Raw genomic sequence first — 19,900 nt, forward strand, 5'->3', positions numbered from 1 at the left:
TTAGTCCCTTCGTCGGAAAAGTCTGCACCAGCTTATGCGCTGGCGGGCTCATCCTCTGAACGGTAGGCCAGGATTTTCTCTTCCAGACTCGAATGTCCGGGCTCGCACGTCTGGTCAAGGGAGATGACCCCGTAGGTCCAGCCGTCACGGCGATACACGACCGACGGCGCCTTGGTCTCCTTGTCCACGAAAAGGTAGAAGTCGTGACCCACAAGTTCCATGTTGTCGACGGCGTCATCGAGGGTGAGTTGGGCCGCGGCGAACACTTTCCTGCGGATCAGCACGGGCGAATCGCCGGCCGGAATATCGTTTTCGACATCGTACGGCGACTTCTCTGCCGCCGGCGCCTGGGCCTGAAGCTGTTGCGCCGCCTCCACGTAGAGCGGTTCGCTGGGGCTCGCCGGCTCCAGGGCTGCCGTGGCCTCGGTGACGGACTTCGGCGTGTGCCGGCCGTGGTGGACCTTTCTGCGGTCCCTGGCCCTGCGCAGGCGTTCAAGAAGCTTGTTGTAAGCGAGATCGAACGCAGCGAACTTGTCGGCGGCACTCGCTTCTGCGCGGATTACTGGGCCGCGCCCCAGGACTGTCAACTCAACCGTGAGCGATTCGGCGGTCTGGCGGGCTTTGGTCTCTTTGGTGACCTTCGCGTCTACCCTCTGGACCTTGTCTCCCAACGACGCGATCTTTGAGATCTTGTCGTCGGCATATTCGCGGAACCGGTCTGAGACCGTCAAGTTGCGTCCGCTGATCATGAACTCCATGGTGCCCTCCAAATGACTTCGGTGACACGACGGCGGTACTTCCCGGGGCCGATCTGACTGACAGTCGAGCCCCTTTCCGAGCCGCTATCGACAGGTACATCTGTTCTTGGTACCCATCTTCGACGTTAGTTCATAGACACCTGTTATTCATCCTTTTACGGTTTATTTTTTTGCGTCCCGCCGTTCCCCTGCGCCACCGCGGGGCTGGCGGCGCCGACGTCGGCGGTGGCCGGCGGGCGTGTCGCGGCCACCACGACGGCGCCGCTGACAATGGCCCCTGCGGCCCGAAGCGCACGGGCCGCCTCCGCCAAGGTGGCACCGGTGGTCAGCACGTCATCGACGATGATGCAGGAACGTCCCACGACTCGGGCAGGCCATGGGCCGGACCTGGTCCGCATGGATCCGCGTACGCGCCGGGCGCGGGCACCCCGGCCCAGTCCTTTCTGTCCGCCGGACAGGTAGCCGTCCGCTTTCCGGCCGGCCCGCAACCAGTCCAACAGTGGCAAGGCGGGGGGCATCCGGCTCCGCGCGGGCGGCATGGTTTTCCGAAGCGCGTCCGCGACGGTGAATCCTGGGATTGCATGGCCGCGGACCAGCCGACGGAGCAGGAGGTGGACGGGACTGAATCCCCGCTTGCGGAATGCGGCGGTGCTCGTGGGCACGGGGACGAGGACGAGTCCCTGCGCCGGCCCGGCCGCGGCATGGAGCGCCCGCGCCAGGCCCCGGGCCAGCTCGGCGCCCAGCCGGGCCTGCCCGTGGCTTTTGAAGGACAGCAGGCACTGCGCCAGCTCGGCCCGGTACGCCCCGGCCGCCACCACGGGCAGCAGCACGGACCCGTCCATATCCATCAGGGCCGGAGCCTGGGCCTCTGCCCGGAAAGGCCTCAGCGTCAGCAGGCGGAGCTTCCGGGAGCACGCGCCGCAGAGTGCCAAGTCCTCCGCCCCGCAGCAGGCGCAGTCCACTGGAAGGGCCAGGGCGAGCACCTCCGCCGCTGCCTCGGCCGTCAGGTCGCACAGCCTCGCCAGCGGCCGCGCGTAGCTGCCGCGGTGTCGCGCCGCTGTCGGTGCGGGCGGGGCAAGGTCCGGGTCCGCGGCCGGCCGCCCCTGGCCGGCGCCCTGGCCCGTGTGGCTGTTCATCCTTCGATCCTGGACCGTGGGCGCCCCCGGTTATAGCCCCGCGGCCCGCTATGTGGACAACACGCCGTCCGGCGCCCTCACCGGCCCTGGCTGGTAGCCGCCCACCAATAGCGGCCCACGGATAGCGGCCCAGCGCCGCGGCCCGAAGGCGCTGGCTCGGAAGGCGCCGCCGCCCGAAGGCGCTGGGTCAGAAGGCGCTGGCTCAGAAGGCGCTGGGTCAGCCGGGGAAGGACGGGTCGATAGGGCCCTTGAGCTGCGGTGACCAGCCGTTGCCCAGCCGCTGGAAGATCCCCTCGGCGGACTGGCCGTAGAGCTCGGATGTCCCGTTGCCTGCGCTGAGGGCCGTCAGTCCGGGCCACGGTGCCAGCTGCTGCGGCTGCGCCGAGGTCAGGGACAACAGTTCCGGCGAGACGGCATCGCTGCCGGAAGCCTTCATGACCGCGACCGTGGTGTCATCCACCCAGACCCCTTGATCCGGATCCCGGGGAGTCAGGAGAGTCAGGGGCGTGGTCAGATCCCTCGGGGTGCCGTCCGCGTTCCGGATGATCCCGGTGATCTGGACCTTGCTCTTGCCGTTCTGCTCCGAAATGACCAGTGCACGCGTACCGTCCCGGGAAATCCGAAACTCCTTGACGGTCCGGCCGGCGAGCCATCCCGGCGACAGGGTCACGGTGGGCACGCTGGCGTTCTCCGCCACACCGACCGGCCGGTAGGCCACTACCTCGGTGGCGCCGGCAGCACCCGGCCCGGCGGTCCAGACCCAGTCGTAGCGGCCGAACGAAGGCCGGGACAGCGTAGCCCGCGTGGACAGTGCCCTGGCGGGCTGGCCCGGAACGATCGAGTACATCGTGGTGCGGGCGGCGTTGAGGAACGCGGCGGCCTGGGACTCGGTCGACTCCGCCGGGGCCCGTGGTGACAGTGCCGCGACGGACTGGATGTCCGGCAGCGGTGAGAGCCTGTTGTTCTCGTACCGGACCAGGTCATTGTTGCTGACGGCGATCTGGTAAGCGGGGACGCTTTCGTCCCGGACCGGAGGCAGGACCGTGCCGTTGTCCTCGACGCGCACCAGGTCCTGATTGGCACGGAGCTCAACATTGACGACATCCGGCTGGCTGCGGAACGTCAGGGCCAGCTGTGTCTGCATCCGCAGCCGGTCCTCGTTGGAGGCCTCCACCAGGTCCTTGGCGGTGAGATCCACCTGCGCGGCACCGGAGACGACGGGCACAGACTCGCGGGCCAGCTTGATGCCCGAGGGGAACGCGCTGACGACGGCGCCCTTGAGGTAGGGGGCGGGGCCGCCCAGGAGGGCGCTCGTCATCGCCTTGACGGTCTTCTTCCGGATGAACCACCGGACATCGGGTACGGCGTACGTGAATGTGGGGTCGTAGAAGTAGATCGGGTAGGCGCCGTAGATGACCTTGAAGGTCTCTTCCGGAATGGCCGTGCCGTCCGGGAGATCGGAGATTCGCCACTCGCCGTCCACCTGGGTCAGGGTGACGGGGATGTTTTCGGTAGTGCCCTCGGGAAGCTGCGTGGCCACGCCGTCGGCGTCCACCGAATAGGCGACGTCGAGCTGGTAGTTGAAGACGTTTTCGACGCCGGTGGCCACCACAGCGGCCTTCCGGAAGACGAGCGCCCGCTGGTCCGGCTTCCACGCCACCGATGAAGCCTGCGTGAGGTACTGCCGGGCCACGGCGTAGTCGTCCTCGTAGCCGCTGCCGGCGAGGTAGAAGTCCTCGATCACTGCTTCGGGTCCGGCGCCGGGACGGGGCGCGGCCGGGAAGAAGACCGGGGCGTTGGGGTTTCCCGCACTCTCGTCCGTGCTCTTGCCCACCGGCCCCGAGCGCGGAATCTGGGCGCACGAGGTCAACAGGAGCAGGAGGAGAGCCAGCAGCGCAGCCCCCACGCGGGTGAACTTGCCCGAAACCCCGTTCATGCCCTGCCCTCCATGCCGGTTTCCCGGGGGCCGGCCGAGCCGCCGTCCGGGGTTGCCCCGCCGACGGCGCCGCCGCCGTCGCCAGAAAAGTCGCCACTAAATCCCCTGAACCCGTCAGCCATGGTCCCGCGGGCCGCGGCCCCTGGTGTCCCGGCCCCTGGTGTCGCGGCCGGGGTCTCCGCGGACCGTTGCGGGTCCAGCAAGACCATGGTCCGCTGGCGGCCCGTCTCCGGGAGCCCGACGTTGACGGGTTCGAGGTGGAGCGGGGACCTGGTGATCGGCTCATGCCGGCGCAGCGGAAGGGTCAGGCGGAAGTTCGACCCGTGGCCCTTGCTCCCCCAGGCCTGCAGCCAGCCGTCGTGGAGCTTGGTGTCCTCGGCGGCGATGGACAGCCCCAGCCCGCTGCCGCCGGTGGTGCGGGCACGGGCGGGATCGGCGCGCCAGAAGCGGTCGAAGACGCGGGCCGCCTCAGCCGGTGTCATGCCGATTCCGTGATCCCGTACGGCCACGGCCACTGCTGTGTCGCTTGCGGCCACCGAGATGTTCACCGGGCGGCCCTCGCCGTGTTCGAGGGCGTTCAGGATCAGGTTGCGGAGGATTCGGTCGATCCTGCGGTCGTCCATGTCGACAATGACGCTCCCGGCCGGGGCGTTGAGGGTAACGGCGGAGCCGTATTCGGCGGCGACGGGTGCCACTCCCTCAATGACGTGCGCGACGAGCTGCACAATGTCCGTGGGTTCGGCGTCGAGGGTGGCTGCGCCGGCGTCGAAGCGGGAGATTTCCAGCAGGTCCGCCAGGAGCGACTGGAAGCGTTCCACCTGATTGTAGAGCAGCTCCGCGGACCGCTTGTTGATGGGGTCGAAGTCCTCGCGGGCGTCATAGAGGACTTCCGCGGCCATGCGCACGGTGGTGAGCGGCGTGCGGAGCTCGTGGGAGACATCGGAGACGAACCGCTGCTGCATTTGCGAGAGCGTGGCCAGCTGCGTGATTTGTTCCTGAAGGCTTGCGGCCATGTGGTTGAACGAGGCACCAAGCCGGGCGACCTCGTCCTCGCCCTTGACCACCATGCGCTCCTGCAGCTGTCCGGCCGCGAGCTTCTCGGAGACGACGGCAGCATGGCTGACCGGGCTGACCACGTTGCGGGTGACATACCAGGCGACGCCGCCGATCATGAGCACCAGCACGGCACCGCCGGCCAGCAGGACGTTCTGGATCTCGTCCAGCGTCTTCTGCGCCGTGTTGAGGTCATAGATGAGGTAGAGCTCGTAGACGGTGCCGTTGAAGGTCACCTTGTTGCCGACGGCGATGCCGGGCCGGTCTTCGGTCCCCACGGGGAACTGCGTGGACGCCCAGTACTGGTCCTTGCCCGAGTTCTGCACGGCCTTGCGCAGGTCCGGGGGGATGACGCCGATGGTGAGTTGGTCCGAGGCCCGGGATTCAACCCAACGGTTGCGCGGCTTGGTCTGCTCCGGCATTGCCTCGAAGACGTAGCGCCTCTGGATCACGGATCCGCGGCCTTCGACCGCGTTCAGGGTGTCATAGACCAGGGTGATGACGCTGGACTGGTCCGTGACCTGGGCGCCGTCGAACGTGTCCTGGACCTGCTTGACGTTGTAGCGCGTCTCGGATTCGGCCTGGGCGAGCCGTTCCTGGAACAGGTTGTTGGCGATCTGGTTGGACAGGTACGCGCCCACTACCGCGAATGAACCAATGGCCAGCATCAGCGTGGTCAGGACGGTGCGGAACTGCAGCGAACGCCGCCACTTCCGCTGCACGGCCCGGAGCAGGTACCTGATACCGGGCAAGAGACGCTGCATCGCGGTACGGACCAACCGCGCGACCCTGACGCCAACGATCCTCGCGCGTTTTGCCCACAACCGGGTCCGGAAGGCGAGTCCGCGCCGAAGTCCCGGCCCGCTGCCGGCAGGCGGCGTTCCGTGCCCGGGTGGGGTGGACGGCCCTGCGGTTGACGACGCGGATGACTTTGCGGATGATGCCGCGGATGGCTCTGCCGTCGTCGTGTCCGGCGCTGTGTCCGTGTCTATGGCCTGCCGGACACCGCGGTCCGCAGGCTCAGGAACCTGCTTTATAGCCGACACCACGGACCGTCAATACAACTTCGGGAGCTTCGGGGTCACGTTCGATCTTCGACCTCAGCCGCTGGACATGGACGTTGACCAGCCGGGTGTCTGCGGCGTGCCGGTAGCCCCAGACCTGCTCCAGGAGCAGCTCACGGGTGAACACCTGCCACGGCTTGCGGGCCAGGGCGACGAGGAGGTCGAACTCCAGCGGGGTCAAGGAAATCCGGTCATTGCCGCGGCTGACCAGGTGGCCGGCGACGTCGATCGTAACGTCGGCGATCCGCAGGGTTTCCGGAGCCTTCTGGTCACCCGGACGGAGCCGGGCCCGGACCCGGGCGACAAGCTCGGCGGGTTTGAACGGCTTGGGCACGTAATCATCGGCCCCGGACTCGAGGCCGCGGACCACATCCGAGGTATCCGCCTTGGCGGTCAGCATCACGATCGGGACGTCAGACTCGGCACGGACCTGCCGGCAAACCTCAATGCCGTCCATTCCCGGAAGCATGAGGTCGAGCAGGACGAGGTCCGGCTTGGAGGCGCGGAACACGTCCAGCGCCTGTCCGCCGTCCGCGCAGAAGACGGGTTCAAAGCCGTCATTGCGCAGCACAATACCGATCATCTCGGCGAGCGCCTCGTCATCATCCACTACCAGAATGCGTGCCTTCATAGTTATATATTCCCCCATTGAATTGGCTTTGTCGTATCGGGCGGCCCACCGGCATGGCGCAGGCGGGCCTGCCACCGACGCCGGACCCCGCCGATGCACGGGACGCTGTGACAATCGCCGCGTTGTCCTGCATGCTGTGGACAGGCCAAGTGAACCGGCCCGGACCGCAGGAGGAACCCGTGAACACCCCCATCTACGAGCGCGCCCTGGGCAGCGACTTTGCCCGACTACAGCCTGAGCTCCAAGACTACTTCGCCCTGGCACCGGGGTCGGGCCACTACGGCGTCGGCGAAGGGGTGTTCGACGTCGTCGGCTGCCGTCAGGCCTGGCTGCGTCCCCTGCTCCGGCTCACCACCGGCGAGCAGGCCTTCTTTCCCGAGTACGGCGAGGGCATTCGCTTCCGGATCGAGAACCACGCCCACCTGGACCCGTTCGGCAGGTCAAGCCTGACGGCCCGGCGGGAAATCTTCTTCCCCGGTACCACCCGGCTGTTTCAGGACACCACCAGTTTTGATGACTCCGGGTTTGATGACGGCGGGCACACGCCGGGGCTGGTCGACTATGTAGGGCGTTTCCGGCGGCTCGTCACGGACCTCAATCTCAGCGTCACGCCGGAGGGCCGGCTCCGGGGCGTGTCCGAGGCGTCCCGGCTGTTCCTGGGCCCGCTGCGGATTCCGCTGCCGGCCGCCGTCGATGCCAAGGCCTATGCCGAGCAGTGGTGGGAGCCCCAGGACGGCGGGCGGCACCGGATCCAGGTCAAGGTGATCCAGCCCCAGCTCGGCCTGGTACTGGTGTACGCCGGCCATTTCGACTACCGGCTCGAGCCCTACCCCGGTGGAGTTGCGACGCCGGGCTACCTGCCAGCGCACGCCCGTCCGGACGGCTGGGAGAGCAGGATCTGACGGGAGCATCCGGCGGCCCCGGCAGGCCCTGCGGCGCCGGCAGTCCCTTCGGCTGCGCTAGCCGAGGGCCAGCTGGTTGAGGCCGTCCGCCACCTGGGTCAGCCGGGTCAGGACCGCCGTCGCCGCGGCCGGTGAGTGCCCCGCCAGGCCCTCCGACGGCGTGACGCGCAGCGCCCCCAGCGTGGACGCGGGAAGACCCAGCTGCCGCCACGGGCGCCACACGTTTTCCACGACGTCGCCAACCCTGGGCAACCTCGCGGTGGGATCAGACACGTCCAGCGCGCCGGCCCAGAGCCGTTTGCCGGCCTCCACCGCGCCCGCGAGTTGTTCCCACTGGCGCGAGGTCAGGGCCCGGAGCGGCACGGCGATTCCGTCGGCGCCCGCCGCCAGGATCCGCTCGAAGGGCGCCTCGACTTCGGAGACGGCCACGACGGTTTCGACGGCGCCCGCGGCCCGGAGCGCGTCGACGACCAATTGCCAGGACTCGGTGACTTCCCGGCCCGGCACCGAGCGCAAGGTCCGGTAACCGCTGGAGGTGGGAATCGTGCCGGCCAGCACGGAGGCAATCTCCGGTTCGTCGATTTGCACCACGATCCGGGCACCGGGGGCAGCCTCTGCCACCCGTTTGAGATAGCCTTCCACACCCGCTGCCAGCGAAGCCGCAATCTCGCGGCGGGCGCCATAGTCGATCAGGGCCCGTTCCCCGTTGTGCAGGTGCAGGCCGGCGGCAAGGCTGAGCGGCCCGCGCAGCTGGATCTTGATATCCTCCGACGGCACTTCCTCGACCCCGATCACGTCCGCCAGGATGTTTATGTCGGTGGACAGGGCGGATTTCGCCCGCTGCAGGTCCTTGCCGGGACGGTCCACGAACCTCCAGCCATGCGGCTGGACGTCGACGGCCAGCTCCACGAGCAGGGACGCGGTCCGGCCTAAGGCATCTGAGCCGACGCCGCGGTCGGGAAGTTCGGCAAGGAACGGCAGATGCGGGCTGCCCAGTTCTCCGCGGATGATGCGGGCGGCCTCGGCCGGGTCCTCGCCGGGCCACGGGCCCAGGCCCGTCGCGGTCACTTGGCCCGGTGCGGGCGAGTCTGTTCCGGCCATGGCTAGGCGTCTGCGGCGCGGGCCGCGTCCGCGGAGCCGGAGGCCTGGGCGGCCTGATGGTCTTCGGCGATGGCCTCATGGTGGCGGATGACCTCACCGATGATGAAGTTCAGGAATTTCTCCGCGAACGCCGGGTCCAGGTGGGCCTCGGCCGCGAGATGCCGCAGCCGGGCGATCTGCGCCGTTTCGCGGCCCGGGTCCCCTGCGGGAAGCTTGTGCGCGGCCTTGAGGAAGCCGACCTTCTGGGTGGCCTTGAAGCGTTCGGCGAGGAGGAAGACGAGGGTAGCATCGATGTTGTCGATGCTTGAGCGGATCGACAACAGCTCCGCCATTACCGCGGGATCCACGGAACCGGCCAGGGAGCTTGCCGCCGGGTCGTAGGAATCGGTTTCAGGAAGATTGAGGTTCTGCTCGGTCATTGGTCCAGTCTAGGGGCACGGCGGCCAATGCCTCCCGCTGTTAAGCGCCGTTGCAGTCGGCCGCCGGAGACACCAAAATGGGCATGCCCACCGTTCGTTGAAAGGTGGGCATGCCCATTTGGCAGTGGCCCTGCACGAGCCAGGCCCGGCGCTGCATCGGCCCAGACTCGGTCGTGGCAGTTAGCTGTGGAGCACGGCCTTGAACGCCTCGCGGCGCCTGGCCTGTTCGTCGGGATCCGGAACAGGCAGCGAGGCGATGAGTTTCTTCGTGTAGTCGTGCTGCGGGTTGCCCATCACCTGGTTGCCGAGGCCCTGCTCCACCATCTTTCCCTTGTAGAGCACGCCGACCCAGTGGGAGAGCATGTCCACCACGGCGAGGTCGTGGCTGATGAACAGGCACGCGAAGCCGAACTCCTGCTGGATCTCCTTGAACAGCTCCAGCACCACGGCCTGCACGGACACGTCCAGGGCCGACGTCGGCTCATCGGCGATGAGCAGCTTCGGGTTCAGGATGAGCGCCCGCGCCAGCGAGGCGCGCTGGCGCTGCCCGCCGGAGAGTTCGTGCGGGAACCGGTCAGCGTACGACGCCGGCAGCTGCACGGACTCGAGCAGCTCGCCGACCCGCTTGCGCGCCTCAGCCGCGGTCGGTTTGGAGTGGATGATCAGCGGTTCCGCCACGCAGTCGCCGATGGTCAGCTGCGGGTTGAACGAGGCCGCCGGGTCCTGGAACACGAAGCCGATCTCCTTGCGGAGCGGCTTGAAGGTGCGCTCCTTGAAGTTCAGCATTTCGTAACCCAGCACGTTCAGGCTGCCCCCCGTGGTCCGATTGAGACCCGCGATCGCCCGGCCGATGGTGGTTTTGCCGGAACCCGACTCCCCCACGAGACCGAAAACTTCGCCTTCAGACACGGTGAAGCTGACGCCGTCGACGGCCTTGAAGGCCGGACTGCCCAGCCGCCCAGGGTACTCGATGGTCAGGTTCTTGGCCTCAACTAGCACTTTGCCGCCCTGGTGGGCGCGTTCCACCATGCCCTCCGACGCGGAGTTGCGGCCCAGGTGCGGCACAGCGGCGAGGAGCTTCTTGGTGTAGTCCTCCTTGGGCTGGGCGAAGAGCACCCGTGAGGATGCCTCCTCCACGACGTCGCCCTGGTACATGACCACGACGCGGTCGGCGAGGTCGGCGACAACGCCCATATTGTGCGTGATCAGCACGATGGACGTTCCGTAGTTGTCGCGCAGGTCCCGCAGCAGTTCAAGGATCTCGGCCTGCACGGTGACGTCCAGGGCAGTCGTCGGCTCGTCCGCCACGATGAGGCCAGGGTTCAGGGCCAGCGCTGCGGCAATCACAACGCGCTGTTTCTGGCCGCCCGAGAACTGGTGCGGGTAGTAGTTGACCCGCGTTTCCGGGTCCGGGATGCCCACTTTGCGGAGGGCTTCAATTGCCCGCGCCTTGGCTTCCTTGGCCGAGACCTTGCTGCGGCCGCCGGTGCCGGCGTGTGCGCGGATTCCTTCGGCGATCTGCCAGCCCACGGTGAAGACCGGGTTAAGGGCGGTGGATGGTTCCTGAAACACCATGGCCACATCGCGGCCCCGGATCTCCCGCAGTTTCGCCTCGCTGACGCTGATGACGTTGTTGCCGTTGATCAGAACCGCGCCCTGGCTGATGGCCGTCTCCGGCAAGAGCCCCAGGATGGTCTTGGCCGTCACAGTCTTGCCGGATCCCGATTCGCCAACGATGGCCACGACCTCGCCGGGGTTGACCTGGAGGCTGACGTCTTTGACGGCGTACACATCCCCGGCATCAGTGGCGAACGTGACCTTGAGGCGGTCGATGTCCAGGACCGGGCCTGCGCCCTGGCCGGGCTTGTCGATGTTGATGGTCATAGAACTCTCGATTCTGCTTCGAGTGCAGCCTGGGCACCGGCGGTGGAGTCAGGTCCGCCCTTGCCTGCCACAGCCTTCTTGCGGCCCCGCAGGCGGGGATCGTTGAGGTCGTTGATGCTCTCACCGACGAGGGTCAGCCCAAGCACGGTCAGGACGATCGCCGTACCGGGGTAAACACCGGTCCACCAGATGCCCGAGGAGGCGTCTGCTATGGCCTTGTTCAGGTCGTAACCCCACTCGGCGGCGGACGTCGGTTCGATGCCGAACCCCAGGAAGCCGAGGCCCGCCAGGGTCAGGATGGCCTCGGACGCATTCAACGTGAAAATCAATGGCAGCGTGCGCGTTGCGTTCTTGAAGATGTGCCGACCCATGATGCGAATGCTTGAGGCACCCACCACCTTGGCTGACTCGACGTACGGCTCCGCCTTTAGCCGTATGGTCTCGGCCCGGATGACGCGGAAGTACTGCGGGACGAACACCACCGAGATGGAGATGGAGCAGGCAACAATGCCTCCCCAGAAACTGGACTGGCCGTGGCTGATGACGATTGACATCACGATGGCCAGCAGCAGGGACGGGAAAGCGTAGATCGCATCGGCGATCACCACGAACACCCGGTCGAGCCAGCCGCCGAAGTACCCGCTGACAAGGCCGAGGGCTACGCCGAGGAAAATCGACATGGCCACGGCGACGATGATGACCACCGCGGCGGTCTGGGCACCCCAGAGCACTCGGGAATAGACGTCATAGCCACCCACCGTGGTGCCCCAGATGTGCGCCGGGCTGGGGGGCTGCTGTGTCGGGAAGGGACCCGCGGCGTCGCTGAGCTGGGCAAACCCGTAGGGCGCGATCCACGGCGCAAACACGGCGACGAGCAGGAAGACGACGGACAGGACCAGGCCGGTGACGAGCATGCCGCGCTGAAGCCCGACGCTCGAGCGGAAATGCGAGATCACCGGCAGCCGGTAGAAGAGGGGCTGCTTGCGCCCGCTTACTTTGGTTGCATTCATGGCTAGTACCTCACTCGCGGGTCGATCAGGGCTGCGACGACGTCCACGATGAAGTTCGTGACGGCAACGATGACCGCCAGCATTACAACGATTCCCTGGACGGCGACGAAGTCGCGGGCGTTCAGGTATTGCACCAGCTGGTAGCCGAGGCCCTTCCACTCGAAGGTGGACTCCGTGAGGACGGCGCCGCCTAGCAGGAGGGCAATCTGGAGCCCCATGACCGTGATGATCGGGATGAGGGCCGGTTTGTAGGCATGCTTGGTCACGAGGCGGTAATTACTAACGCCACGGGACCTGCCGGCCTCGACGTAGTCCTTGCCGAGTGTGCCGATGACGTTGGTGCGGACCAGCCGCAGGAAGACCCCTGCCGTCAGCAGCCCCAGGGTGAGTGCGGGGAGGACTGAATGGGCCGCGACGTCGCCGAACGCGGCCATGTTGCCGCTGCGCAAGGCATCCAGCCAATAGATCCCGGTCGGTGCGGCCAGGCTTCCCATGGCCAGTTCGGTCCTGGTGGAGGCCCGTCCTGCGACGGGCAGCCAGCCGAGCCAGACGGAGAAGGCCAGCTTCATCAGCAGGCCAGCGAAGAATACCGGGGTGGCATAGCAGAGGATGGCGAAGAACCGCAGGACGGCGTCGGGCGCCTTATCGCGCTTGTAGGCGGAGATGAGCCCGAGCGGGATGCCGACCAAGAGCGCCACGATGAGGGCATTGATGGCCAGTTCCAGGGTTGCCGTGCCAAAGGTGATGATCATTTCGACAACGGGCCGGCGGTCGGTGATGGTGGTGCCGAAATTGCCGGTCGCCACCTGGCCAACGTATTCGAGGTACTGCACGAGGATCGGGCGGTCGTAGCCGGCCTCGTGGATGCGCTGCGCGAGCGCCTCCGGGGGAAGCCTGCCGCCCTGGGCTGCGGTGATGGGGTCGCCGATGACCCGCATCAGGAAGAAGACCAAAGTCACCAAAATGAAAATGGTCGGAATGATCAGGAAGAACCGGACCAGGATGTAGGTCCCCAAGCCCCCACCCGAGGATTTTTTCTTGGACGGAAGAAGTCCGTCGGCGTCGTTTAGCGGCGCCTCAGTCAATGTTGTCATTGGTACCTAAGATTGTGCTGTCGCGGCCTTGGGCGGGCCGGCGTGAACTGCGGGGTGCGGCAATGACCAGCAAAGGCGGGGCGCCTTGAGGGCGCCCCGCCTCGCAGGCTGGTCAGGACAGCAAGGATGCAGCCTTACTTGGAAATAGTTCCCAAACGGAACTTGAAGGAGGCATCGAGGGTGGAATCGACACCCTTGACACCGCTGCCGGAAATGGCAACCTGCGCGCCCTGGAGCAACGGAAGCGTGGAGATGTCCTTGGCGAGGGCATTCTGCGCATCCTTGATCGTGGACTCGCGTTCAGTCTTATCAACGGTGGTGAGCTGCTTGCTGATCAGGTCGTTGACGGTCGGGTTGTTGTAGTGGTTCTTCAGGAAGCCGCCCTCCGGGAAGAACGGGGTCAGGTAGTTGTCGGCGTCGCTGAAGTCCGGGAACCAGCCAAACTGGAACAGCGGGTATTCATCGGCGCGGCTGGCCTTGCTGTAGGTGACCCATTCCGTGGACTGCAGGTTGACCTTGAACAAACCGGACTTCTCCAGCTGGTCCTTGATCATGGCGTACTCGTCGCCGGAGGACTTGCCGTAATGGTCCGGGTTGTACTGCAGGTTCATCGAGACGGGGGTCGTCACACCGGCGTCGGCCAGGACCTTCTTGGCCTTGTCCAGACTCGGCTTGCCGGCGTCGCCGTATGCGTCCTTGAACGATTCGTTGGCACCGAGGAAACCGCTGGGAACGTTGGAGTACAGCGGCAGGTACGTGCCCTTGTAGACCTGGTCCGCGATGGACTGGCGGTCAACGAGGTTCGCGATGGCCTGGCGGACGGCGAGCGCCTTGGCCGGATCTGCATCCGGAGCCTTGGCGCCGAACGGCATGGTGTCGTAGTTGAACGTGATGTAGCGGATTTCGCCGCCGGGGCCAACGTTGACCTTGACCTTGGAGTCCTTCTTCAGGTCATCGACGTCGGTGGCGCTCAGACTGCGGTTCGCGACGTCGATGTTCCCCTGCTGGATGTCCAGCTTCATGTTGGTGGGGTCGGCGTAGTACTTGATCGTGGCGGCATCGTTGGCCGGCTTGCCGAGGACTCCCTGGTAGTCAGGGAATGCCTTAAAGCTGACCAGCTCGTTCTTCTTGTACGTGTCGATCACGTACTGGCCGTAGAACGCCTTGGCCTTGACGATCGAGTCGTCGTCAAGCAGTTTGTCGGCCGGGAAGACTTCATCGTCTACGATCGGCGCGGCGGGGCTGCTGAGGATCTGAGCGAAGGTCTGGTCGTTCGCCTGCTTCAGCTTGAAGACCACGGTGTTGGCATCGGGGGCGGTGATGCTTTCGATGTTGGTCAGCAGGCTTGCGGGACCGGCAGGATCGTTGATCTTGGTCTGCCGGTCGAAGGAGAACTTGACGTCCTTGGAGTCGAGCGTGTGGCCGTTGGCCCACTTGAGGCCCGGCTTGAGCTTGACCGTGTACTCGGTCGGCGAGGTGAAGGACGCGGACTCGGCCAGGTCCGGCACGGGATCTGCGCTGCCGGGCTTCGAGTTGAGGAGGAAGGAGTAGATCTGGTTCATCACCATGAACGAACCGTTGTCATACGCGCCCGCCGGATCCAAGGCAGTGACCTTGTCCGTGGTGCCGTAGGCGATCGGACCGCTAGCTGCGGCTGATGACCCGCCAGCGCCGCCGGTCGGCCCGGTGCAGGCCGTCAGTGCAAAGGCGGAAACCCCGGCCAGCGCGATGACGCTCTGCCAGGCCTTTTTGTTCATTGCCATCTGTGAACTTTCTGTTCGATGCGTTCTAGCGCAGCCCGAAGTGAAACGAGTGACTCGTCGGGCGGCACGCTTTGCTGATCCCTAGATTCAACCAGACAATCATTCGGTGAAACGTTGCATTTTGTGAGTTGAGACACAAAATTTACACGATTCGAAGGTTTCTCTCATTTTCTTCAGGATTCCGCCCGGATCTTCGGCAGGGTCCTGCGCATCCGGACGCCTGGACGGCCGAGGCCACACGACAAAGGGCCCCGCCACGTGGCGGGGCCCTTCGCTGGATTCGGTGTGGCGGGCGCCTAAAGCGCTGCCCGCTGCAGCGAGCGCGCGGCATCGATTGTGGCCTGGCCCAGCACGCGGCTGCCCTGGTAGAGCACCACGGTCTGGCCGGGAGCCACGCCGCGCAGCGGCTCGGTGAGGGTGACCACAAGCTCGTCCCCCGCCATGTGGGCGCGGGCCGGGACGGGGTCGCCGTGGGCACGGACCTGGGCGTAGCAGTCGAACTCCTCGCCAGTGGCCACTTCGGCGATGGGCAGCCCCGCCCAGGAGACCTTGATGCCGCGGATTTCGTCGATGGCGAGCAGCGCCTCCGGGCCCACGACCACCTTGTTTTCCTTGGGCCGGATCTCCAGCACGAACCGTGGCTTGCCGTCCGCGGCCGGGGTGCCCAGCTTCAGGCCCCGGCGCTGGCCCACGGTGAACGCGTTGGCGCCCGGGTGCTCGCCGACCTTCGCCCCGGACTCGTCCACGATGTCGCCCGTGGTCATTTCGATCTTCTCGGCGAGCCAGCCGGCGGTGTCGCCGTCGGGGATGAAACAGATGTCGTGGCTGTCGGGCTTGTTCGCCACCGAGAGGCCGCGGCGCTCCGCCTCCGCGCGCACCTCGGCTTTGGACGGCGTCTCCGCGAGCGGGAACATCGAGTGCTTGAGCTGTTCGTGGGTCAGCACGCCCAGCACATAGCTCTGGTCCTTGGCCCAGTCCGCAGCACGGTGCAGCTCGGGGTTGCCGTCGGCGTCGGTGATGACCTTGGCGTAGTGGCCGGTGCAGACGGCATCGAAGCCCAGGGCGATGGCCTTCTCCAGCAGGGCGGCGAACTTGATGCGCTCGTTGCAGCGCATGCACGGATTGGGAGTGCGGCCGGCGGCGTATTCATCGATGAAATCCTGGACCACATCTTCCTTGAACCGCTCGGAAAAGTCCCAGACGTAGTAGGGGATCCCGAGGATATCGCAGGCACGCCAGGCGTCACGGGAGTCCTCGATCGTGCAGCAGCCGCGGCTGCCGGTTCGCAGGGTGCCCGGCATCCGGGACAGCGCGAGGTGGACGCCGACGACGTCGTGCCCCGCCTCGACGGCGCGGGCGGCGGCAACGGCGGAATCAACGCCGCCGCTCATTGCTGCAAGAACTCGCATACTGGCTTTCTATAGGGTTCAGGGTGTCGCAGGCACCGGGCTGTGGCTCGCTGAAAGTCCGGGGAAATAGCACAATGCCTGCGACGCCATTCTATCGCCACGCCGAATCCTCCCCAAAAAGCCTTGACGGGGCCGCTTCCCGCTTCTAGCGTCAGGACTAGCGGTTTTAGAATCGGAAGCGCGCAGACGCGGGAATCGAGCGGACATGGCTGTTGAAAACATCGTGATCGTGGGCGGCGGACTGGCCGGTGCCACCGCAGCCAAGACATTGCGGGGGGAGGGATTCAGCGGCCCGGTGGTGCTGGTGGCCGCCGAGTCCCACCAGCCGTACCTACGCCCGCCGCTGTCCAAGGAGTACCTGCTGGGCAAGGCCGGCGACGACGCCCTGCCGGTGGTGCCCGAAGACTGGTACGACGCGAACGACGTCGACCTCCGGCTCGGCGTCCAGGTCACGGCTCTGGACCCGGCTGCCCGGGCCGTGGTTCTGGACGGCGGCGGGCAGCTGGAGTACGCCTCCCTGCTGCTCGCCACGGGAGCGCGGCCCAGAAGCATCCCCCTGCAAGGCATCGGGCTCGACGGCGTCAGCACGTTCCGGACGGTGGAGGACAGCCGGCGCCTCCACGCCCGCCTCGCCGACGGCGGCCTGAACGTGGTCATGATCGGGTCCGGCTGGATCGGGATGGAACTGGCCGCCGCCGCCAGCACCTACGGAAATTCCGTCACCCTGCTGGGGCTGGAGGAGGTGCCGCTCGGGGCGGCGATCGGCCCGGACCTGGGTGGCTTCTTCCGCGAGCTGCACGAGGCCCACGGCGTGCGGTTCCGACTTCCGGCGGCCGCTGCCGAGATTCAGGGGCGGTCAGGACGGGTCACCGGGGTGGTCACCGACGCAGGCGAGGTCCTGCCCGCCGACGTCGTGGTCATCGCCGTGGGCGTGGTGCCGGAGCTCAGCCTGGCCGAGGCGGCCGGCATCGGGATCCGCAACGGCATACTCACCGACGCGTCGCTGCGGACCTCGATGCCCGGGATCTTCGCCGCCGGCGACGTCGCCAATGCCCTGCACCCGTTCACCGGAGAGCACCACCGCAGCGAGCACTGGTCCAATGCCCTGGGTGGCGGCAAGGTGGCTGCCAAGGCGATGCTCGGCCTCGACGCCGCACTGGACACCATCCCGTACTTCTACACGGACCAGTACGACGTCAGCATGGAGTACTCGGGCTTCCCCACGCTGGTAGGCGGGCCACCGGTCATCCGCGGCTCGCTTGCGGACAAGGAGTTCATTGCCTTCTGGCAGCGGGGCGGCGAGGTGGTGGCCGGAATGAACGTCAACTGGCCCCGCTCCGCCAAGCCGCAGAAAGCGATCAAGGCGCTGATCAGCGCACGCACCCCCGTGAGCCCGGACCTGCTAGCCGATTCCTCGGCACCGCTGGATCAACTCCTGAATTAGCTCCCCGCGGAAGCCTGACGGGCAGATTCACGGGCCACCGTTCCCGCGGTCTGGATGCTGGACTCATGCCCGGCCATGCCGGCCTGGCGGGCCCGCGCGTAGGCGCCCGGCAGTGCGGCGAGCAGGGCATCGACGTCGGCGTCGGTCGAGGAATGCCCCAGCGTGAAACGCTGCGCACCCCTCGCCGTGTCCTCATCCAGGCCCATGGCCAGCAGCACATGTGAGGGCCTCGGAACACCTGCAGTGCAGGCGGAGCCCGTGGAGGATTCGACGCCGGCGAGGTCCAGCAGGAACAGCAGCGAGTCTCCCTCGCAGCCGGGGAACGTGAAATGCGCGTTGCCTGGCAACCTCCCGGGGCCCGGGGCGCCCCGGAGCACGGCTTCGGGGACGGCCTCATGGACGCCGTCGATCAGCCGGTCCCGAAGGGCCGCGATCCTGGCGGCCTCCTCGGGGAGTTTCGCGGCGGCTGCCTCGGCGGCCGCGGCAAAGGCGGCGATCGACGCAGTGTCCAGGGTCCCTGAGCGGACGTCGCGTTCCTGGCCGCCGCCATGCTGGACCGGTGTCAGCTTCACCGCCCGGCCCAGGATGAGTGCGCCGACGCCAACCGGTCCCCCGATCTTGTGCCCGGAGACGGACATCGCGTCCAGGCCCGTCCCGCGGAAGTCAACGGGTATGGAGCCGAAAGCCTGGACAGCGTCGGAGTGGACGGGCACGCCGGCAGCGTGGGCCAGTTCCACAACGCGGGCGACGGGCTGGATGGTGCCGACCTCGTTGTTGGCCCACATGACGGTCACCAGGGCGATCGACGCCGGATCCCGGGACAGCTCGGCCTCGAGCACCGCCAGGTCCACGAGGCCCTCGGCGTCCACCGGGAGCCAACAGACCTCGGCACCTTCATGCCGTTCGAGCCATTCGACGGTGTCCAGCACCGCGTGATGTTCGACGGCGGAACACAGGATGCGGGTACGCGCAGGGTCCTCGGCGCGCCGCGCCCAGTACAGGCCCTTGACTGCAAGGTTGTCCGCCTCGGTCCCGCCGGAGGTAAAGATGACTTCCGAGGGATGGGCACCGGCGGCCGCCGCCAGCACTTCCCTCGCGTCCTCTACGGAGCGCCGGGCACGGCGGCCCGATCCGTGCAGCGAGGAAGGGTTGCCGGTCCGGGCCAGTTCGCGCGTCAGTGCAGCCAGCGCCTCCGGGGCGAGGGTGGTGGTGGCGGCGTGGTCGAGGTATACAGGCACAGCCCAATTCTACCTGCGGTGGCGCCTGCGCCCCCCTCGGCGGCGCTGGGCGAAGACGCCGGGGAAGGGCGCGGGGCTGGTGTACATTCAAGCGGTGAAATCGCCCCTCTACCTTGTGCTGGCCACCTTGTTCTGGTCCGGCAATTACGTCGTCGGACAGGCCGCCGTCGCCTCCATGACGCCGCTGGAGCTGACCTTCTGGCGCTGGAGCCTGGCCGCCGTGCCGCTGCTGCTCCTGGCCCACTTCGTTGAGAAACCGGACTGGCGCGCGGTGCTGCGCCGCTGGCCCGTGCTCCTGGCGCTGAGCGTCCTGGGCATGAGCGGCTACACGCTGCTGCTCTACAGCGCGCTCGGATACACGTCCGCGATGAACGCCTCCCTCATTACGGCGGCCAACCCGGCCCTGATTGTGGTCATGGCGATCGTCCTGCTCGGCGAGAGGACCACCCGATTGGGCTGGCTCGGCATCTGTCTTGGCCTGCTGGGTGTGCTGCTCGTCCTGACCCAGGGTGAGCTGGCACGCGTGTTCAGCCTCTCCATCAATACCGGCGAACTCCTGATGACCGGTGCGATCATCGTCTGGGGCTTCTACACAATCATTGCCCGCCGGCTGAAGGTGCCGGCCATCTCCGCCACGGCCGTACAGGTGGCGATTGCGACCGTGACGCTGGCGCCGTTTGCCCTGGCCATGAACGTCCAGTTCCCCGACACCGCGGGCGAAGGCTGGTCACTGGCGTACATCGCCCTGTTCCCCTCCCTTGGTTCCTACCTCCTCTGGAACCTGGCGCTGAGGACCACGCCGCCGGGGACCGCGGGCAACTACCTCAACCTGATGGTTGTCTTCACGGCGATCATCACCGTGCTGCTGGGGACGCCGCTCACTCCTGTGCAGATCGTCGGCGGCCTAACGGTGATCGGAGGCGTCCTGCTGACCGGGATCAAGGGCCGGCCCAGGCTCGGAGCGCCGGCCGCCTCAACGGCGGGGGCGCGGGGCCGGTAGCCGCGATGCCGGGCGGTCCGGGTCCCACAGGCGGTCCGGCCATGCCGGCAGTACGGCC

16 protein-coding genes are annotated in these 19,900 nt (G+C 67.0%); 3 read left to right on the forward strand and 13 right to left on the reverse strand.

All coding sequences use genetic code 11. The features are described 5' to 3' along the window. Positions 1-32 precede the first annotated feature (32 nt). The 5 genes from raiA to mtrA form a co-directional block, all read right to left on the reverse strand. Positions 33-758 (reverse strand): ribosome-associated translation inhibitor RaiA, encoded by a 726-nt coding sequence (gene raiA, locus LQV16_RS06900; RefSeq protein ID WP_229993169.1) that lies wholly within the window; start codon positions 756-758, stop codon positions 33-35. A 155-nt stretch (positions 759-913) separates the two neighbouring features. Further along, positions 914-1,894 carry a phosphoribosyltransferase family protein gene (locus tag LQV16_RS06905; protein ID WP_229993170.1) on the reverse strand — a complete coding sequence of 327 codons (981 nt, stop codon included), beginning with the start codon at positions 1,892-1,894 and terminating at the stop codon, positions 914-916. Between the two features lie 217 nt (positions 1,895-2,111). Then, positions 2,112-3,830, reverse strand: a complete 1,719-nt coding sequence (locus LQV16_RS06910; RefSeq protein ID WP_229993171.1) for an LpqB family beta-propeller domain-containing protein — start codon at positions 3,828-3,830, stop codon at positions 2,112-2,114. Beyond that, positions 3,827-5,707 carry an MtrAB system histidine kinase MtrB gene (gene mtrB / locus LQV16_RS06915; RefSeq protein WP_229993172.1) on the reverse strand — a complete coding sequence of 627 codons (1,881 nt, stop codon included), beginning with the start codon at positions 5,705-5,707 and terminating at the stop codon, positions 3,827-3,829. Before mtrB ends, LQV16_RS06910 begins: the two co-directional genes overlap by 4 nt. Positions 5,708-5,903: 196 nt before the next feature. Next, positions 5,904-6,578: an MtrAB system response regulator MtrA gene (mtrA, locus tag LQV16_RS06920; protein ID WP_090583650.1), complete on the reverse strand. Its 675-nt coding sequence runs from the start codon at positions 6,576-6,578 to the stop codon at positions 5,904-5,906. A gap of 179 nt (positions 6,579-6,757) precedes the next feature. Here mtrA and LQV16_RS06925 point away from each other — a divergent pair, with 179 nt between their 5' ends. Beyond that, positions 6,758-7,480 carry a DUF4166 domain-containing protein gene (locus LQV16_RS06925; RefSeq protein WP_229993173.1) on the forward strand — a complete coding sequence of 241 codons (723 nt, stop codon included), beginning with the start codon at positions 6,758-6,760 and terminating at the stop codon, positions 7,478-7,480. 57 nt (positions 7,481-7,537) lie between these two features. Here LQV16_RS06925 and LQV16_RS06930 read toward each other — a convergent pair whose 3' ends face one another. From LQV16_RS06930 to mnmA, 7 genes are all read right to left on the reverse strand, one after another. After that, on the reverse strand, positions 7,538-8,581 hold the full coding sequence (locus LQV16_RS06930) for a hypothetical protein (protein ID WP_229993174.1): 1,044 nt from the start codon (positions 8,579-8,581) through the stop codon (positions 7,538-7,540). A gap of 2 nt (positions 8,582-8,583) precedes the next feature. Next, positions 8,584-9,000 (reverse strand): chorismate mutase, encoded by a 417-nt coding sequence (locus tag LQV16_RS06935; protein WP_229993175.1) that lies wholly within the window; start codon positions 8,998-9,000, stop codon positions 8,584-8,586. Positions 9,001-9,180: 180 nt separating this feature from the next. Beyond that, positions 9,181-10,884 (reverse strand): ABC transporter ATP-binding protein, encoded by a 1,704-nt coding sequence (locus LQV16_RS06940; protein WP_229993176.1) that lies wholly within the window; start codon positions 10,882-10,884, stop codon positions 9,181-9,183. Next, on the reverse strand, positions 10,881-11,894 hold the full coding sequence (locus tag LQV16_RS06945) for an ABC transporter permease (protein WP_229993177.1): 1,014 nt from the start codon (positions 11,892-11,894) through the stop codon (positions 10,881-10,883). The genes LQV16_RS06940 and LQV16_RS06945 overlap by 4 nt, the downstream gene beginning before the upstream one ends. Before the next feature lie 2 nt (positions 11,895-11,896). After that, positions 11,897-12,988: an ABC transporter permease gene (locus LQV16_RS06950; protein ID WP_229993178.1), complete on the reverse strand. Its 1,092-nt coding sequence runs from the start codon at positions 12,986-12,988 to the stop codon at positions 11,897-11,899. A gap of 134 nt (positions 12,989-13,122) precedes the next feature. Continuing rightward, positions 13,123-14,751, reverse strand: coding sequence for an ABC transporter substrate-binding protein (locus LQV16_RS06955; RefSeq protein ID WP_229993179.1), 1,629 nt, complete (start codon positions 14,749-14,751; stop codon positions 13,123-13,125). 296 nt (positions 14,752-15,047) lie between these two features. Continuing rightward, positions 15,048-16,160 (reverse strand): tRNA 2-thiouridine(34) synthase MnmA, encoded by a 1,113-nt coding sequence (gene mnmA, locus LQV16_RS06960; protein ID WP_081801692.1) that lies wholly within the window; start codon positions 16,158-16,160, stop codon positions 15,048-15,050. Positions 16,161-16,365: 205 nt separating this feature from the next. Here mnmA and LQV16_RS06965 point away from each other — a divergent pair, with 205 nt between their 5' ends. Then, positions 16,366-17,604 carry an FAD-dependent oxidoreductase gene (locus tag LQV16_RS06965; protein WP_229993180.1) on the forward strand — a complete coding sequence of 413 codons (1,239 nt, stop codon included), beginning with the start codon at positions 16,366-16,368 and terminating at the stop codon, positions 17,602-17,604. Here LQV16_RS06965 and LQV16_RS06970 read toward each other — a convergent pair. Further along, positions 17,601-18,842 (reverse strand): cysteine desulfurase family protein, encoded by a 1,242-nt coding sequence (locus tag LQV16_RS06970; RefSeq protein WP_229993181.1) that lies wholly within the window; start codon positions 18,840-18,842, stop codon positions 17,601-17,603. The two genes, LQV16_RS06965 and LQV16_RS06970, sit on opposite strands and share 4 nt — an antisense overlap. A gap of 94 nt (positions 18,843-18,936) precedes the next feature. Here LQV16_RS06970 and LQV16_RS06975 point away from each other — a divergent pair, with 94 nt between their 5' ends. After that, positions 18,937-19,842: a DMT family transporter gene (locus tag LQV16_RS06975; RefSeq protein ID WP_229993182.1), complete on the forward strand. Its 906-nt coding sequence runs from the start codon at positions 18,937-18,939 to the stop codon at positions 19,840-19,842. Positions 19,843-19,900: the final 58 nt, after the last annotated feature.

The organism is Arthrobacter sp. Bi26, from assembly GCF_918697925.1.
In the GTDB taxonomy this organism is placed as follows: domain Bacteria; phylum Actinomycetota; class Actinomycetes; order Actinomycetales; family Micrococcaceae; genus Arthrobacter.

Coding starts and splice junctions, on each gene's coding strand:
- raiA (WP_229993169.1), bottom strand. CDS start 758: ATGGAGTTCATGATCAGCGGACGCAACTTGACGGTCTCAGACCGGTTC.
- LQV16_RS06905 (WP_229993170.1), bottom strand. CDS start 1,894: ATGAACAGCCACACGGGCCAGGGCGCCGGCCAGGGGCGGCCGGCCGCG.
- LQV16_RS06910 (WP_229993171.1), bottom strand. CDS start 3,830: ATGAACGGGGTTTCGGGCAAGTTCACCCGCGTGGGGGCTGCGCTGCTG.
- mtrA (WP_090583650.1), bottom strand. CDS start 6,578: ATGAAGGCACGCATTCTGGTAGTGGATGATGACGAGGCGCTCGCCGAG.
- LQV16_RS06930 (WP_229993174.1), bottom strand. CDS start 8,581: ATGGCCGGAACAGACTCGCCCGCACCGGGCCAAGTGACCGCGACGGGC.
- LQV16_RS06935 (WP_229993175.1), bottom strand. CDS start 9,000: ATGACCGAGCAGAACCTCAATCTTCCTGAAACCGATTCCTACGACCCG.
- LQV16_RS06940 (WP_229993176.1), bottom strand. CDS start 10,884: ATGACCATCAACATCGACAAGCCCGGCCAGGGCGCAGGCCCGGTCCTG.
- LQV16_RS06945 (WP_229993177.1), bottom strand. CDS start 11,894: ATGAATGCAACCAAAGTAAGCGGGCGCAAGCAGCCCCTCTTCTACCGG.
- LQV16_RS06950 (WP_229993178.1), bottom strand. CDS start 12,988: ATGACAACATTGACTGAGGCGCCGCTAAACGACGCCGACGGACTTCTT.
- LQV16_RS06955 (WP_229993179.1), bottom strand. CDS start 14,751: ATGGCAATGAACAAAAAGGCCTGGCAGAGCGTCATCGCGCTGGCCGGG.
- mnmA (WP_081801692.1), bottom strand. CDS start 16,160: ATGCGAGTTCTTGCAGCAATGAGCGGCGGCGTTGATTCCGCCGTTGCC.
- LQV16_RS06965 (WP_229993180.1), top strand. CDS start 16,366: ATGGCTGTTGAAAACATCGTGATCGTGGGCGGCGGACTGGCCGGTGCC.